Annotated in this window: 13 protein-coding genes; 7 read left to right on the top strand and 6 right to left on the bottom strand. The window is 69.7% G+C overall.

Annotated features, from left to right (window positions below; translation table 11 throughout):
• Window positions 1-88 precede the first annotated feature (88 nt).
• The 6 genes from rsmG to rpmH form a co-directional block, all read right to left on the bottom strand.
• Complete coding sequence (gene rsmG, locus AC3A3L_RS08120) at window positions 89-826, bottom strand: 16S rRNA (guanine(527)-N(7))-methyltransferase RsmG (RefSeq protein WP_487639488.1); 738 nt, start codon at window positions 824-826, stop codon at window positions 89-91.
• Complete coding sequence (locus tag AC3A3L_RS08115; RefSeq protein ID WP_487639487.1) at window positions 823-1,368, bottom strand: Jag family protein; 546 nt, start codon at window positions 1,366-1,368, stop codon at window positions 823-825. The genes rsmG and AC3A3L_RS08115 overlap by 4 nt, the downstream gene beginning before the upstream one ends.
• A 66-nt stretch (window positions 1,369-1,434) precedes the next feature.
• Window positions 1,435-2,406 (bottom strand): membrane protein insertase YidC, encoded by a 972-nt coding sequence (yidC, locus tag AC3A3L_RS08110; RefSeq protein WP_487639486.1) that lies wholly within the window; start codon window positions 2,404-2,406, stop codon window positions 1,435-1,437.
• A complete protein-coding gene (yidD, locus tag AC3A3L_RS08105; protein WP_487639485.1) occupies window positions 2,407-2,673 on the bottom strand; it encodes a membrane protein insertion efficiency factor YidD in 267 nt (88 codons plus the stop codon). It abuts the gene before it with no gap.
• On the bottom strand, window positions 2,670-3,023 hold the full coding sequence (gene rnpA, locus AC3A3L_RS08100) for a ribonuclease P protein component (RefSeq protein ID WP_487639484.1): 354 nt from the start codon (window positions 3,021-3,023) through the stop codon (window positions 2,670-2,672). The genes yidD and rnpA overlap by 4 nt, the downstream gene beginning before the upstream one ends.
• Before the next feature lie 24 nt (window positions 3,024-3,047).
• On the bottom strand, window positions 3,048-3,185 hold the full coding sequence (gene rpmH / locus AC3A3L_RS08095) for a 50S ribosomal protein L34 (protein WP_011758123.1): 138 nt from the start codon (window positions 3,183-3,185) through the stop codon (window positions 3,048-3,050).
• A 518-nt stretch (window positions 3,186-3,703) separates the two neighbouring features.
• Here rpmH and dnaA point away from each other — a divergent pair.
• From dnaA to gyrA, 7 genes are all read left to right on the top strand, one after another.
• Entirely contained in the window at window positions 3,704-5,167 is a 1,464-nt protein-coding gene (gene dnaA, locus AC3A3L_RS08090; protein ID WP_487639483.1) for a chromosomal replication initiator protein DnaA, read from the top strand.
• A 424-nt stretch (window positions 5,168-5,591) separates the two neighbouring features.
• Window positions 5,592-6,728 carry a DNA polymerase III subunit beta gene (gene dnaN, locus AC3A3L_RS08085; RefSeq protein ID WP_487639482.1) on the top strand — a complete coding sequence of 379 codons (1,137 nt, stop codon included), beginning with the start codon at window positions 5,592-5,594 and terminating at the stop codon, window positions 6,726-6,728.
• A 110-nt stretch (window positions 6,729-6,838) separates the two neighbouring features.
• Complete coding sequence (gnd, locus tag AC3A3L_RS08080) at window positions 6,839-7,813, top strand: phosphogluconate dehydrogenase (NAD(+)-dependent, decarboxylating) (RefSeq protein WP_487639481.1); 975 nt, start codon at window positions 6,839-6,841, stop codon at window positions 7,811-7,813.
• Window positions 7,814-7,820: 7 nt separating this feature from the next.
• Window positions 7,821-8,984, top strand: coding sequence for a DNA replication/repair protein RecF (gene recF, locus AC3A3L_RS08075; RefSeq protein ID WP_487639480.1), 1,164 nt, complete (start codon window positions 7,821-7,823; stop codon window positions 8,982-8,984).
• Window positions 8,974-9,537: a DciA family protein gene (locus AC3A3L_RS08070; RefSeq protein ID WP_487639479.1), complete on the top strand. Its 564-nt coding sequence runs from the start codon at window positions 8,974-8,976 to the stop codon at window positions 9,535-9,537. The genes recF and AC3A3L_RS08070 overlap by 11 nt, the downstream gene beginning before the upstream one ends.
• Before the next feature lie 405 nt (window positions 9,538-9,942).
• On the top strand, window positions 9,943-12,054 hold the full coding sequence (gene gyrB, locus AC3A3L_RS08065; RefSeq protein WP_487639839.1) for a DNA topoisomerase (ATP-hydrolyzing) subunit B: 2,112 nt from the start codon (window positions 9,943-9,945) through the stop codon (window positions 12,052-12,054).
• 61 nt (window positions 12,055-12,115) lie between these two features.
• Window positions 12,116-14,845 carry a DNA gyrase subunit A gene (gyrA, locus tag AC3A3L_RS08060; RefSeq protein ID WP_487639478.1) on the top strand — a complete coding sequence of 910 codons (2,730 nt, stop codon included), beginning with the start codon at window positions 12,116-12,118 and terminating at the stop codon, window positions 14,843-14,845.

Below are 14,845 nucleotides of genomic sequence, written 5' to 3'. Positions count from 1 at the left end.
AGCCGAGTCGTCCGGACCGGTGGAAAACGGGTACGGGTCGTCGCCCGTGGCACGCCAACCCATGTCGTTGCTGGGGCCCTGGCTCAACTCAGCTCACCTCTCGCTCGACCGCTGGTCGGTCCCGACGCTTCGTGCGTCGCTTCGGTTCACGGGCAAGGGGCCAACCTATCCGGGACGGATCGGCCCACGGCACCCGCACCACCGTGGTGGGCGGATCCACCAGGCCGACGCCCAGCTCAGAGACCTCCGGCTCGCCGCACCGCCAGGTGGACAGGAACGACCCCGCCTCGGCGATCTCGTCATGGATGGATCGGCCCTTCATGGCGACCGTCGCGCCGGTGGGTGCGACGAGCGGCATGGACCACCCGAGCAGTCGCTCGAGGGGGGCCACGGCGCGGGAGGTGACCACGTCGAACGTCGACGTCCCGTGCAGGTCCTCCGCGCGGCCGCGCACCACCGTCACGTGGTCGAGCCCCAGCTCGGCGACCACCTCGTCGAGGAACGTCGTACGTCGCAGCAAGGGCTCGACGAGCGTCACCGCGAGGTCAGGACGGGCGATGGCCAGCACCAGACCAGGGAGACCGGCACCGGTGCCGATGTCGCAGACGGAGGCCTGCTGGGGAACGGCCTCGGCCAGCACCGCTGAGTTGAGGACGTGGCGCTCCCACAACCGGGGTGCCTCCCGCGGCCCGATCAGACCGCGGAGCACGCCCTCGGTGGCGAGCAGCTCGGTGTAGCGCTCGACCAGCTCGAGGCGGTCGGACGCGAACACCCTCCGCGCCACCGAGGGCACGGAGGGTGTTTCACGTGAAACGTCGTCGCTCACGCCGGGAGGATCACCACGTGACGCTTGGGCTCCGCGCCCTCGGACTCCGACGTCAGACCGGCGGCTGCCACAGCGTCATGGACCACCTTGCGCTCGAAGGCGCTCATCGGCTCCAGCGACACGGACTCACCGGACTCCTTCACCTCGGCGATCGAGGTCTCGGCGAGGGCGACGAGGCGCTCGCGCTGCTGCGCGCGGTGGCCGTCGATGTCCAGCATCAGTCGCGAGCGCTCGCCGGTCTCCCGGTAGACCGCCAGGCGGGTGAGCTCCTGGAGCGCCTCGAGGACTTCTCCGTTGCGCCCGACGAGCTGGCTCAGGTCGGCGCCGCCGATCTGCACGCTCGCCCGGTCGCCCTCGACATCCATGTCCAGGTCACCGTCGAGGTCCGCGATGTCGAGCAGCTCCTCGAGGTAGTCGGCTGCGATGTCGCCCTCGTGCTCGAGGCGCTGCACCTTGGAGGGACGGCCTGCGCCCGCTCCGGCGGACTCGTCCACATCGGTCGTCTCGGCGGCGGCCTCGCCGTCGGTCAACTGCTCACTCACGTGTGTCTCCTGCTTCTCGATCAGGTACGACGACACCCTCGCGAGCGCCGTCAGGGGAGTTCTGGGTCAGCGCTTCTTCTTGCTGCGCTGGGACTTGCTCTGGCGCTGTGGCTGCTGCCGGCTCTGGGACTTCTCCGCCCGGCGGGCCTCGGCCTCAGCCGCGAGCCGCTCCTCCTCGATCTGGGCGGGGGTCTTCTGCCCCTTGCGCGCAGCCTTCGCGCGATCACGCTCCTCCTTGGCCGAGGCCGCGGGGGTGCCGGGAGCGGGGTTGTTGCGGATGACGTAGAACTGCTGGCCCATGGTCCAGAGGTTCGACGTGGTCCAGTAGAAGAGGACGCCGATCGGGAAGGCGATACCACCGACGGCGAACACCACGGGGAGGACGTAGAGCAGCATCTTCTGCTGCTGGGCGTAGGGGCCCGAGAGCGCGTCGGCCGGCATGTTCTTGCTCATCAGCTGGCGCTGGGTGAGGAAGGTCGTCGCCGTCATGGCGAGCACGAGGAACGCGGCGAGCACCCGGACGCCGATGTCGTCGGTGTTGAGGAAGGTGTCGGAGATCTTCGCGCCGAGGAACGTCGCGTCCCGGAACTGCTCGTTGAGGGTGACCGTCATCAGACCCTTGGGGTCGTCAGGGTTCTTCACCGCCTGGTCGATGAGGCGGAACAGCGCCAGGAAGATCGGCATCTGCAGCAGGATCGGCAGGCAGGACGCGAACGGGTTGGTGCCCGAGTCCTTGTAGAGCTTCATCGTCTCCTGGGCGAGACGCTCCCGGTCGTGCCCGTACTTCTTCTGCAGCTCGCGCACCCGGGGCTGGATCAGCTGCATGTTGCGGCTGGACTTGATCTGCTTCACGAAGAGCGGGATCAGCGCCATCCGGATGACGAGGGTCAGCCCGATGATCGACAGCACCCACGCGATGCCGGTCTCCGGTCCGAACACGCTGCCCCACAGCTTGTGCCAGCCCACCAGCACCGCGGAGATGACGTAGTAGAGCGGGGCCATGATGGCGCCGCCGATGGTGCTGAAGAAGTCGAGCACTCAAGCTCCTCGAGTTGCGGTGGACGTGGGAGAGGACTGGTCGGCCTTGCCGGCACGAGGGGGAACGGGGTCGTAGCCGCCGGCTGCCCACGGGTGGCAGCGGGTGAGGCGGCGTCCGGCGAGCCAGGTGCCGCGGATGGCGCCGTGCTCGGTGACGGCCTCCAGGGCGTACGCCGAGCAGCTCGGGTGGTAGCGGCACACCTGGCCGTAGAGCGGGCTGATGGCGAAGCGCCACGCACGGATGAAGCCGATGAGGAGGTGCTTCATGGCGAGCTCACCCTGCTGAGGGTACGGGCGAGGTCCGCACCGAGGGAGGCGTACGACGCGTCCGCTGCGGCCGGCAGGGCACGGACCACGAGCGCAGCACGACCCGGGAGCTCCTCCAGCGCTGCGAGGTGCTCCCGGGTCAGGTGCCTGAGTCGTCTCTTCACACGGTTGCGCGTGGCAGCGTTGCCGACGGCCTTGCCGACCGTGAACCCGACCTGCGCAGGCGCCGGCGCGGCGTCGGGATCCACCCAGAGGTGGACCACGAGGGTCGCCGAGCCGGCACGTCGCCCCTGACGCACCGTACGGCGGAAGCCGTCAGAGGTGGTGAGGCGGTGGACAGCGGAGAGCACGGCTCGTGCCGTGGGCTCTGGCCGTCAGACGGCCAGGCTCTTGCGGCCCTTGCGGCGACGGCTCGACAGGATGGCGCGACCGGCACGGGTCCGCATGCGCAGGCGGAAGCCGTGCACCTTGTGACGGCGACGGTTGTTCGGCTGGTACGTACGCTTGCTCACGGCTATTTCTCCGAAGGTTTCGAGGGATGTCCACTCCACACGGCGTCTGTGCTGGCCCGACGTTCAGGTACTTTCGGCCGGCACCGCCCGTCCGCGCGGCCGCCTGGTGGCGGATCGTGGACATGCGGCACCCGTCGACAGGGAGCGACCGGCCAACGGTACGCGGCGGGCGAAGTGAGGGTCAAACCCACGAACCACCCCTCCGGCTCTGCCTGTGGATGACGTCTTGCTCCGCGCCGCGCGCGGTTGTTACGTTCGGGACCTCCGCGGTCCGTCCCGACCTCGGTCCGACCAGGGTCCAGCATGCCATGTGATCCAGGTCACAGACCGCCCGAAACGGTCTCTGACCTGCGGAAACGCTGGGAGGATCCCCAGCCGGAACGGTCGTGGAGCTCCGATCCTCCTGATCGGTCCCGGCAGTTCACAGCTTGTGGACAACTCTGTGGAAGCCTCACCGGCCGCAACGGTGGCGCAGACCGCGCGAGGCCGGATCCAGAGCAGCACACGCGCACGACGACATGGTGGAAGCGAAGGCGGTCCGGGTGGACGACCAGCAGGTAGATCTCGGGACGGCATGGCAGCAGATCGTCGAGGACCTCCAGCCCAACCAGCGGGCCTGGCTGCGCCCGAGCGTGCCGATGACGCTCCACGAGAACACCGCGATCATCGCCGTGCCCAACGACTTCACCCGCAACCAGCTCGAGGGCCGGCTGCGCAACCACATCGAGGACGCCCTCACCGAGGGCTTCGGACGCGAGATCCGGATGCTCGTGACGGTCAACCCGGCGCTCGAGGCCGAGGCCCAGCCGCAGATCGACGAATCGACAGATGGATCTGTCGCTTTGTCGACAAACGCCGCCTCGACGTACGAGCCGCCCGCGCCGGTCGCGGTCGAGACGCACGACCCGGTGGGCACCGGTGGTGAACGCCGGCCGTCGGCGCTCGAGACGCGCCTCAACCCCAAGTACACCTTCGAGACGTTCGTCATCGGCTCGTCGAACCGCTTTCCCCACGCGGCCGCGGTCGCCGTCGCCGAGGCGCCGGGCAAGGCCTACAACCCGCTGCTGGTCTACGGCGAGTCCGGCCTGGGCAAGACCCACCTCCTCCACGCCATCGGCCACTACGTGCGCAGCCTGTACAGCAACGCCAAGGTGCGCTACGTCTCCAGCGAGGAGTTCACCAACGAGTTCATCAACGCGATCCGCGACGACCGGCAGGACCGGTTCAAGCGGCGCTACCGCGATGTCGACGTCCTGCTGATCGACGACATCCAGTTCCTCGAGGGCAAGACGCAGACCCAGGAGGAGTTCTTCCACACCTTCAACACGCTCCACAACGCCAACAAGCAGATCGTGCTGACCTCCGACCGCGCACCCAAGCGGCTCGAGGCCCTGGAGGACCGGCTGCGCAACCGGTTCGAGTGGGGGCTCATCACCGACGTCCAGCCGCCGGACCTCGAGACCCGCATCGCGATCCTCCGCAAGAAGGCCGCGATGGACCGGCTCACGGCGCCGCCGGACGTGCTCGAGTTCATCGCCTCCAAGATCCAGACCAACATCCGCGAGCTCGAGGGCGCGCTGATCCGGGTCACGGCGTTCGCGAACCTCAATCGCCAGGAGGTCGACATGACCCTGGCCGAGATCGTGCTCAAGGACCTGATCCCCGAGGGCGGCGAGCCCGAGATCACGCACGCGCTGATCATCGCCCAGACCGCCGCCTACTTCGGCGTCTCGCTCGAGGACCTCACCGGGCCCTCCCGCGGGCGCCACCTGGTGATGGCCCGCCAGATCGGCATGTACCTGTGCCGCGAGCTCACCTCGATGTCCCTGCCGCAGATCGGACGTGAGTTCGGCGGCCGCGACCACACGACGGTGATGTACGCCGACCGCAAGATCCGCCAGCTCCTCGCCGAGCGCCGCGCCGTCTTCAACCAGGTCAGCGAGCTCACCAACCGGGTCAAGATGCAGGCACGTCAGGCCTGACCCGCAGCGTCGCTCCCGACTGGGTCGTGGATGCAGCGCTCACGTGTGGAGAAGTTGTGGTTCGGTCCGCCGCGTCGTCCCCAGCCCCTGTGGACTCCTCGGGACAAACGACACGGACCGCGGCGCCCTCCACACCGGCCGCCGGGTCCGTCCGAGACCGTCCACACCCCTCATCCACAGGGTTTCAGCCCGCTGACCAGCGCAAACGTTCCCTGTCCACACTTTCCACGGACCCTATGACGACTATGAACCTCACCACTGGTCCGATCTCCCACCAACACCTCACCACGCTCCCTCTGGGGAGAACCCTGCCGCCGGCTCGACTGCGCGTGGCAGGATGCACTTCCCACGTGCACGCGTGTGGTTCCCGCCTGCGTGCAGCCGCTCGTTGCACAGCAACCACCCTCTCGCCGAGGAGACCCTTGTGAAGTTCCGCGTCGAACGCGACGTCTTCGCCGATGCCGTTGCCTGGGCTGCCCGCAGCCTGCCGGTCCGCCCCAGCTCGCCCGTCCTGGCCGGCCTGCTGATCGAGGCGAGCGATGCGGGGCTGGTGCTCTCGACGTTCGACTACGAGACCTCGGCGCGCGCCACCCTCTCCGCCGAGGTCAACGACGAGGGCAAGGCGCTGGTGAGCGGCCGCCTCCTCGCCGACATCTGTCGCAGCCTCCCGGCCAAGCCGGTCGAGCTGACCCTCGACGGTCCGCGCGTCTCGCTGACCTGCGGCTCCGCGCGCTTCAGCCTGCAGACCATGCCGGTCTCCGACTACCCCACGCTGCCCGAGATGCCGTCGGCCACCGGCACCGTCTCCAGCGCCGACTTCGCCCACGCCGTGGCGCAGGCCGTGACAGCGGCCGGTCGCGACGACATGCTTCCCGTGCTCACCGGCGTACGGATCGAGATCGACGGCTCGACCATGGCCCTCCTGGCCACCGACCGCTTCCGCCTCTCCCACCGTGAGCTCACCTGGAACCCCCAGTCCCCCGACGAGTCGGTCGCCGCGCTCGTGCCGGCCAAGGTGCTGGGCGACACCGCCAAGTCGCTCACCTCCGGCGCCGAGGTGACGATCGCCCTCAGCTCGGGCGGCACCGGCGAGGGCCTGATCGGCTTCGAGGGCACCGGCCTGGGCGGCGTACGACGCACCACCACCCGCCTGCTCGACGGCGAGTTCCCCAAGGTGCGCTCGCTCTTCCCGGCCGAGCACCTCACCGTGGCCAAGGTCAGCAAGGCCGAGCTCATCGAGACCGTCAAGCGCGTCGCGCTGGTGGCCGAGCGCAACACCGCGGTCCAGATGAAGTTCGGCGACGACCAGATCGTGCTCGACGCCGGCTCCGGCGACGAAGCGATGGCGACCGAGGCCGTCGACGCCGACATCACCGGCGACGACCTGACCACCGGCTTCAACCCGCAGTTCCTCCTCGACGGCCTCACCGCCATCGACGGGGAGATGGTCGACCTCGCCTTCACCCAGGCGACGAAGCCAGTGGTCATCTCCGGCACCGACGCCGACGACGCCACCGGGTCCTTCCGCTACCTGCTGATGCCGCGGCGGCTGCTGTCGTAGGCGGCGGTCTCGGTACGACACGTCGCGAGCTCGCAGGCTCGCTCGCGGTGCCACTCGACCTCCTCCACCACGCCATGCACTCGTTCCTCGTGCACGGCTAGGCTCCGGACATGGACATCGGACTCGTCGGACTCGGCAAGATGGGCGGCAACATGCGCGAGCGCATGCGCCGCGCGGGAATCACGGTCGTGGGCTACGACCGCAACCCCGACGTCAGCGACGTCGACTCGCTCGAGGCGCTGGTCGAGGCGCTGCCGAGCCCGAAGGTCGTGTGGGTGATGGTGCCGGCGGGCGAGCCGACGCGCGCGACGATCAAGGACCTCGGCGCCCTGCTCGACGAGGGCGACGTGGTGGTCGACGGCGGCAACTCCCGCTGGACCGACGACATCGCCAACGCCGAGCTGCTCGCCGAGAAGAAGATCGGCTACGTCGACTGCGGCGTCTCCGGCGGCGTGTGGGGCCTCGAGAACGGCTACGCCCTGATGTACGGCGGTGATCCCGACGACATCGCCAAGGTGCAGCCGGCCTTCGACGCGCTCAAGCCCGAGGGAGAGTTCGGGTCCGTCCACGCCGGCAAGGTCGGTGCCGGGCACTTCTCCAAGATGGTCCACAACGGCATCGAGTACGCCATCATGCAGGCGTACGCCGAGGGGTGGGAGCTGCTCGACGCGGCCGACCTCACCGACAACGTGACCGAGGTCTTCCGCTCCTGGCGTGAGGGCACGGTCATCCGCTCGTGGCTGCTCGACCTGATGGTCGCCGCGCTCGACGACGACCCGGGCCTGTCGAAGATCTCCGGATACGCCGAGGACTCCGGCGAGGGACGCTGGACGGTCGAGGCCGGCATCGAGCACGCCGTCGCGACCCCGGCCATCACGGCTGCGCTCTACGCCCGGTTCGTCTCCCGCCAGGACGACTCGCCGACGATGAAGGCCGTCGCCGCGATGCGCAACCAGTTCGGCGGCCACGCGGTCCGCTCGGCGGCACCCAAGGGCGGCGACGCCGAGGGCTCCGCCGGGGCCGAGCAGTCCGAGACGTCCAAGAAGGCCGGTGCCGGCAGCGGCCAGGAGCCCGGCGAGAGCTGATGACCCTGTGCACGTCGCGCACCTGACCCTGCACGACTTCCGCTCCTACGCCGACATCGACGTGGCGCTGGAGCCGGGGGCGACGGCGTTCATCGGCCGCAACGGCCAGGGCAAGACCAACCTGGTCGAGGCGATCGACTACCTGTCACGGTTGTCGTCTCACCGGGTCGCCACCGACGCACCGCTGGTGCGGGCCGGTGCCGACCAGGCGATCGTCCGGGCGTCGGTCGTGAAGGAGGGGCGACCGGCGCTGCTCGAGGTCGAGCTCAACCCGGGCCGGGCCAACCGCGCGCGGATCAACCGCTCCCCGCTGCCGCGACCCCGCGAGATCGTGGGGCTCGTCCGCACGGTGGTCTTCTCCCCCGACGACCTGACGCTCGTGAAGGGCGACCCGTCCGACAGGCGGAAGTTCCTCGACGACCTGCTGATCCTGCGCTCGCCGCGGCTGGCCGGCGTGCGAGCCGACTACGACCGGGTGCTCAAGCAGCGCAACAGCCTCCTCAAGACGGCCGGCGTCGCCCGCGGGTCGTCGCGCGACGCCGCGATGTCGACGCTCGAGATCTGGGACGACAACCTGGCCCGCGTGGGAGCGGAGATCCTCGGCGCCCGGCTGAGGCTCGTGGAGGACCTGCGCCCCTACCTCGGCAAGGCCTACGAGGCGGTCGCCCGCGGCGCGAGCCGCGACGACGCCGACCTGGACTACAGGGCGAGCATCGACCTCGGTGCGGTGGTCGAGGAGGTTGCGCAGCAACCGTCACGAGACCCCCTCCAGGCCGTGCTGCTCGACGCGATCGCGGCGCGGCGCAAGGAGGAGCTCGACCGGGGCATCTCGCTGGTCGGCCCGCACCGCGACGAGCTGCTGCTCTCCCTCGGCGACCCGCAGCTGCGCCTGCCGGTCAAGGGCTACGCCTCCCACGGGGAGTCGTGGTCGTTCGCGCTCGCGCTGCGCCTGGCGTCGTACGACCTGCTGCGCGCCGACGGCGACGACCCGATCCTGGTGCTCGACGACGTCTTCGCCGAGCTCGACGCCGAGCGGCGCCAGCAGCTGGCGGAGCTCGTGGCCGGGGCCGAGCAGGTGCTGGTCACCGCCGCGGTCGCGGCGGACGTGCCCGCCTCCCTGCAGGGAGCCCGCTTCCTCGTGGCCGACGGGACCGTGACCCGTGACGAGTGACGACCAGTCCCCCGACCAGTCCCCCGACGAGCCCACGCCGCCCGACCCCGCGGCGGAGCACCGGCCCGACGGGCTCGACCTGGCGCGCTCGGCGGCCCGGGCAGCCGCGGCCACGCCGGGCGGCAAGCCACGGAAGACGTCCTCGACCTTCCGTCGCCGCACGTCCACGAAGTCCTCCGGGGCGCGGCCCGACGACCGCGACCCGCAGCTGCTCGAGCAGGCGATGGGCCGGCTCATCGCCAACCACGGCTGGGAGCTCGACCTCAAGGTCCAGGGGGTGTTCGGGCGGTGGGCCGAGCTCGTCGGCGACGAGGTCGCCGCCCACTGCACACCGGAGACGTTCGACGACGGCCGGCTGGTGGTGCGCACCGACTCCACCGCGTGGGCCACCCAGCTCAAGCTGCTCGCGCCCACCGTCGTACGACGCCTCAACGAGGAGCTCGGGCACGGCACCGTGACCGTGATCGACGTGCTCGGGCCCCACTTGCCGACCTGGACCAAGGGCCGGCTGTCGAGCCGCGACGGCCGCGGCCCGCGCGACACCTACGGCTGAACCGCCGGAGCCGCGTTCTGCCGATCTGGGAGCCGTTGGACCACATGGGGCCCCACCGACCCCCCTGTTCGACCGGCTGACAGGCCTCCACGGGCCCGCTACGGGCACACTTTCGCGCGGATCCATCCCCAACCGGGGGTTGGTGCTTCGGTTCAGGCGCTCTGGCGGGTAATATCGCAGGCACGAGTCGCACGTCGTGTTGCCACCGCAACCGCCGCGACTCGACTCATGTCGAGCGCCCCCGGACCGCGTCCGGGGCGAAGAGCAGAAGGCTGTGCCTTGAGCGAACAGAACCCCGAGTCCACCCCGGCCACCTCCGACGCCACTCCCGGTTCCGCTCCCGATCCACAGCAGTCCACCGACACCCCCGCCGACGCTCCCACCGAGTCCGAGCGCGCCGAGGCGCTGGCCGCCGCGGTGGAGGACGCCGCCGAGGCCGTCGAGGAGAAGCGCTCCACGACCGCCGTCGACGGCACCGTCGAGTACGACGCCTCCGCGATCCAGGTGCTCGAGGGCCTCGAGGCCGTGCGCAAGCGCCCCGGCATGTACATCGGCTCGACCGGCGAGCGCGGCCTGCACCACCTGATCTGGGAGATCGTGGACAACGGCGTCGACGAGGCCCTGGCCGGCTTCGCGACCCGGATCTGCCTGACCCTGCAGGACGACGGCGGCGTCCGGGTCGAGGACAACGGCCGCGGCATCCCGACCGACACCGCGCCGGGCCAGGACATGCCCGCGCTGACGATGGCGCTGACGATGCTCCACGCCGGCGGCAAGTTCGGCGGCGGCGGCTACAAGGTCTCCGGTGGTCTCCACGGCGTCGGCGTCTCGGTGGTCAACGCGCTCTCCACGCGCCTGGTCGCCGAGGTGAAGAACCGCGGCCACCTGTGGCGCCAGTCCTTCCAGCTCGGCGTCCCCGACGCCGACCTCGAGCAGGTGCGCCCGCTCGAGGACGGGGAGGGCACCGGCACCACCGTCACCTGGTACGCCTCCTCCGACATCTTCGAGCACACCAACTACAGCCTCGAGACGATCACCTCACGCCTGCGCGAGATGGCGTTCCTCAACAAGGGCGTCGAGTTCGTGGTGCGCGACGAGCGCCCCCAGGCCGACGCGATCATCGACGCGGTCGAGGACGACACCATCGCCCACGAGATCGACAGCGCCGGCCACGACGCGATGAAGCGCGGCGAGGCGGGTGGGCTCGAGCAGGTCTTCAAGTACGACCGGGGCCTCGTCGACTACGTCGAGCACCTCAACCGTCGCAAGGACAAGGCCAACCCGACCGTCATCTCCTTCGAGGCCGAGACCGCCGAGGGCGCCACCGGCCAGCACATGAGCCTCGAGCTCGCGATGCAGTGGAACACCAGCTACACGGAGTCGGTCCACACCTTCGCCAACAACATCAACACCCACGAGGGCGGCACCCACGAGGAGGGCTTCCGCGCAGCCCTGACGTCCCTGGTCAACAACTGGGGCGAGGAGTGGGGCCTGATCAAGAAGCGCGAGGACCGCGTCTCGGGCGACGACATCCGCGAGGGCCTGACCGCGATCATCTCGATCAAGCTCAGCGAGCCGCAGTTCGAGGGCCAGACCAAGACCAAGCTCGGCAACACCGAGGCCAAGGGCTTCACCCAGCGCATCGTCAACGACCAGCTCGGTGCCTGGCTCGAGCAGAACCCCAACGAGGGCCGCGACATCATCCGCAAGGCGCAGGCCGCGGCGACCGCCCGCATCGCGGCGCGCAAGGCGCGCGAGCTGGCCCGCAACCGCAAGGGCCTGCTCGGCGGCGGCGGCCTGCCCGGCAAGCTGAGCGACTGCCAGTCGACCAACCCCGCCGAGTGCGAGGTCTTCATCGTCGAGGGCGACTCCGCCGGCGGCTCCGCCCGGCAGGGCCGCGACCCGCGCATCCAGGCGATCCTCCCGATCCGCGGCAAGATCCTCAACGTCGAGAAGGCGCGCATCGACAAGGTGCTGGCCAACACCGAGGTCCAGGCGATCATCTCCGCCCTCGGCACCGGCATCCACGAGGAGTTCAACCTCGAGAAGCTGCGCTACCACAAGATCGTGCTGATGGCCGACGCCGATGTCGACGGCCACCACATCAACACGCTCCTGCTCACCCTGCTGTTCCGCTTCATGAAGCCGCTGATCGAGCACGGCTACGTCTTCATGGCCCAGCCGCCGCTCTACCGGCTGCGCTGGAACAAGCCGGCCGACCACGAGTTCGTGTTCTCCGACGCCGAGCGCGACGCGCTCATGCGCGACGGGCTCGCGCAGGGCAAGAAGCTCCCCAAGGAGAACCCGGTCCAGCGCTACAAGGGTCTCGGCGAGATGAACGCCGACGAGCTGTGGGAGACCACGATGGACCCCGAGGCCCGCCTGATGAAGCAGGTCACGCTGGAGGACGCCGCCCACGCCGACGAGATCTTCTCGATCCTCATGGGCGAGGACGTCGAGCAGCGCCGTTCCTTCATCCAGCGCAACGCCAAGGACGTTCGATTCCTCGATATCTAGGCCGCTAGTCGCATCTACGACCAGACCTAGACATCGATAGAACGCAGGAGAGAAGCCGAGAATGACCGAGATCCCCACCGACATCACCGACGGCCCCGGCGACGGCGGCGGCGACGACCGCGTCCAGCAGGTCGAGCTGCAGCAGGTGATGCAGCAGTCCTACATCGACTACGCGATGACCGTCATCGTCGGACGTGCGCTGCCCGACGTGCGTGACGGGCTCAAGCCGGTGCACCGCCGGATCCTCTACGCGATGTACGACGGCGGCTACCGCCCCGACCGCGGCTTCTCGAAGTGCTCGCGCGTCGTCGGCGACGTGATGGGTCAGTACCACCCCCACGGCGACTCGGCGATCTACGACACCATGGTCCGCCTCGCGCAGCCGTGGGTGCTGCGCGCGCCGCTGATCAACGGCCAGGGCAACTTCGGCTCCCCGGGCAACGACTCGGCCGCCGCCATGCGATACACCGAGTGCCGGATGGCGCCGCTGGCCATGGAGATGGTCCGCGACATCGACGAGGACACCGTCGACTTCCAGCCCAACTACGACGGCCGCTCGCAGGAGCCGACGATCCTCCCGAGCCGGTTCCCGAACCTGCTCGTCAACGGCTCGGCCGGCATCGCGGTCGGCATGGCGACCAACATCCCGCCGCACAACCTCATCGAGGTCGCCGACGGCGCGAAGTGGGCGCTCGAGCACCCCGACGCGACGAAGGAGGAGCTGCAGGACGCGCTCCTCGAGCGGATCAAGGGCCCCGACTTCCCCAACGGCGCGCTCATCGTGGGCCGCCAGGGCATCGAGCAGGCCTACCGCACCGGTCGCGGGTCGATCACGCAGCGTGCGGTCGTGGAGATCGACGAGGACAGCAAGGGCCGCACGATGCTCGTCATCAGCGAGCTCCCCTACCTCGTCAACCCCGACAACCTCGCGCTCAAGATCGCCGAGCTGGCCGACTCCGGCCGCATCCAGGGCATCTCCGACGTGCGCGACGACACCTCGTCGCGCACCGGCCAGCGCCTCGTCGTCGTCCTCAAGCGCGACGCCGTGGCCCGCGTCGTGCTCAACAACCTGTTCAAGCACACCGAGCTGCAGACCAACTTCTCGGCCAACATGCTCGCGCTCGTCGACGGCGTGCCCCGCACGCTCAGCGTCGACGCGTTCATCAGCAACTGGGTCACCCACCAGATCGAGGTCATCCAGCGGCGTACGCGCTTCCGCCTCGCCGAGGCCGAGCGGCAGGCCCACGTCTACCGCGGCCTGGTCAAGGCCCTCGACGCGCTCGACGAGGTCATCGCGCTCATCCGCAACAGCCCCGACGTCGACCAGGCCCGCACCGGCCTGATGGACCTCCTCGAGATCGACGAGATCCAGGCCAACGCCATCCTCGAGATGCAGCTGCGCCGCCTCGCCGCCCTCGAGCGCCAGAAGATCCTCGACCGCCTCGCCGAGCTCGAGCGCGTGATCGCCGACCTCGAGGACATCCTCGCCAACGAGGCGCGGCAGCGGCAGATCGTCTCCGACGAGCTCACCGAGATCGTCGACAAGTACGGCAACGAGCGCCGTACCCAGATCATCGCGGCCGACGGCGACCTGTCGATGGAGGACCTCATCCCCGACGAGGACCTCGTCGTCTCCATCACCCGTGGCGGCTACGCCAAGCGCACCCGCGCCGACCAGTACCGCCTGCAGAAGCGCGGCGGCAAGGGCGTGCGGGGTGCGACGCTGCGCGGCGACGACGTCGTGCAGCACTTCATCGCCACCACCAACCACCACTGGCTGCTGTTCTTCACCACCGCCGGACGGGTCTACCGCACCAAGGCCTACAACCTCCCCGAGGCCGCCCGCGACGCGAAGGGCGGCCACGTCGCCGGCCTGCTGAGCTTCCAGCCCGACGAGGACATCGCCCAGGTGCTGGCGATCCGCGACTACGAGCAGGCCCCCTACCTCGTGCTCGCCACCCGCACGGGCCTGGTCAAGAAGACCAAGCTCGGCGACTACAACAGCCCCCGCCAGGCCGGCGTCATCGCGATCAACTTCCGCGAGGAGGACGACGAGCTCATCGGCGCCGAGCTGGTCAACGGCGACGACGAGATCCTGCTCGTCTCGCGCAAGGGCCAGGCGATCCGCTTCACCGCCGACGACGACCAGCTGCGTCCGATGGGTCGCGCCACGGGCGGCGTGCGCGGCATGAAGTTCAAGCACGACGACGACTCGGTGCTCTCCCTCTCGGTCATCCGCGCCGCGCAGGTGGCGGCTGAGGAGGCGGCCGAGGAGGCCGGCGAGTCCGTCGAGGAGAGCGAGGTGAAGGAGCAGTACGTCTTCACCATCACCGACGGCGGCTACGCCAAGCGCTCCCGCATCACCGACTACCGCACCACCAACCGTGGCGGCGTCGGCATCCGTGCGGTCAAGCTCACCAACGAGGACCGCGGCGGCCTCGTCGGCGCGTTCATCGTGGAGGAGGGTGACGAGGTGCTCTCGATCACCAGTGGCGGGCAGGTCGTCCGCAGCCCGATCGACGCCAACTTCCGTCCCACCGGGCGCGACAGCCAGGGCGTGAAGTTCGTGACGCCCAAGAAGGGCGACACCGTCGCCGTCGTGGCCCGCTCGGTCGAGGCGCGGGAGGACGAGGAGGTCGAGGAGCAGGCCGCCGAGGCCGCCTCCGAGGTCGAGGTCGGCGCCCGTGAGGCTGCCGCCGAATCGCCCGACGTGGTCGACGATGCAACAATCGATGGTCAGGATGCTGTGGAAGCACCTGCCGATGCCCCCGCCGACGACACCGAGGAGTGA

The sequence above is a fragment of the Nocardioides sp. Soil_C_8 genome (assembly GCF_057656315.1).
Note: the sequence above shows the minus strand (reverse complement) of the source record. Positions and strands in the feature narration are given on the sequence as shown.

Coding starts and splice junctions, on each gene's coding strand:
- gnd (WP_487639481.1), top strand. CDS start 6,839: ATGGACATCGGACTCGTCGGACTCGGCAAGATGGGCGGCAACATGCGC.
- dnaA (WP_487639483.1), top strand. CDS start 3,704: ATGGTGGAAGCGAAGGCGGTCCGGGTGGACGACCAGCAGGTAGATCTC.
- yidD (WP_487639485.1), bottom strand. CDS start 2,673: ATGAAGCACCTCCTCATCGGCTTCATCCGTGCGTGGCGCTTCGCCATC.
- gyrA (WP_487639478.1), top strand. CDS start 12,116: ATGACCGAGATCCCCACCGACATCACCGACGGCCCCGGCGACGGCGGC.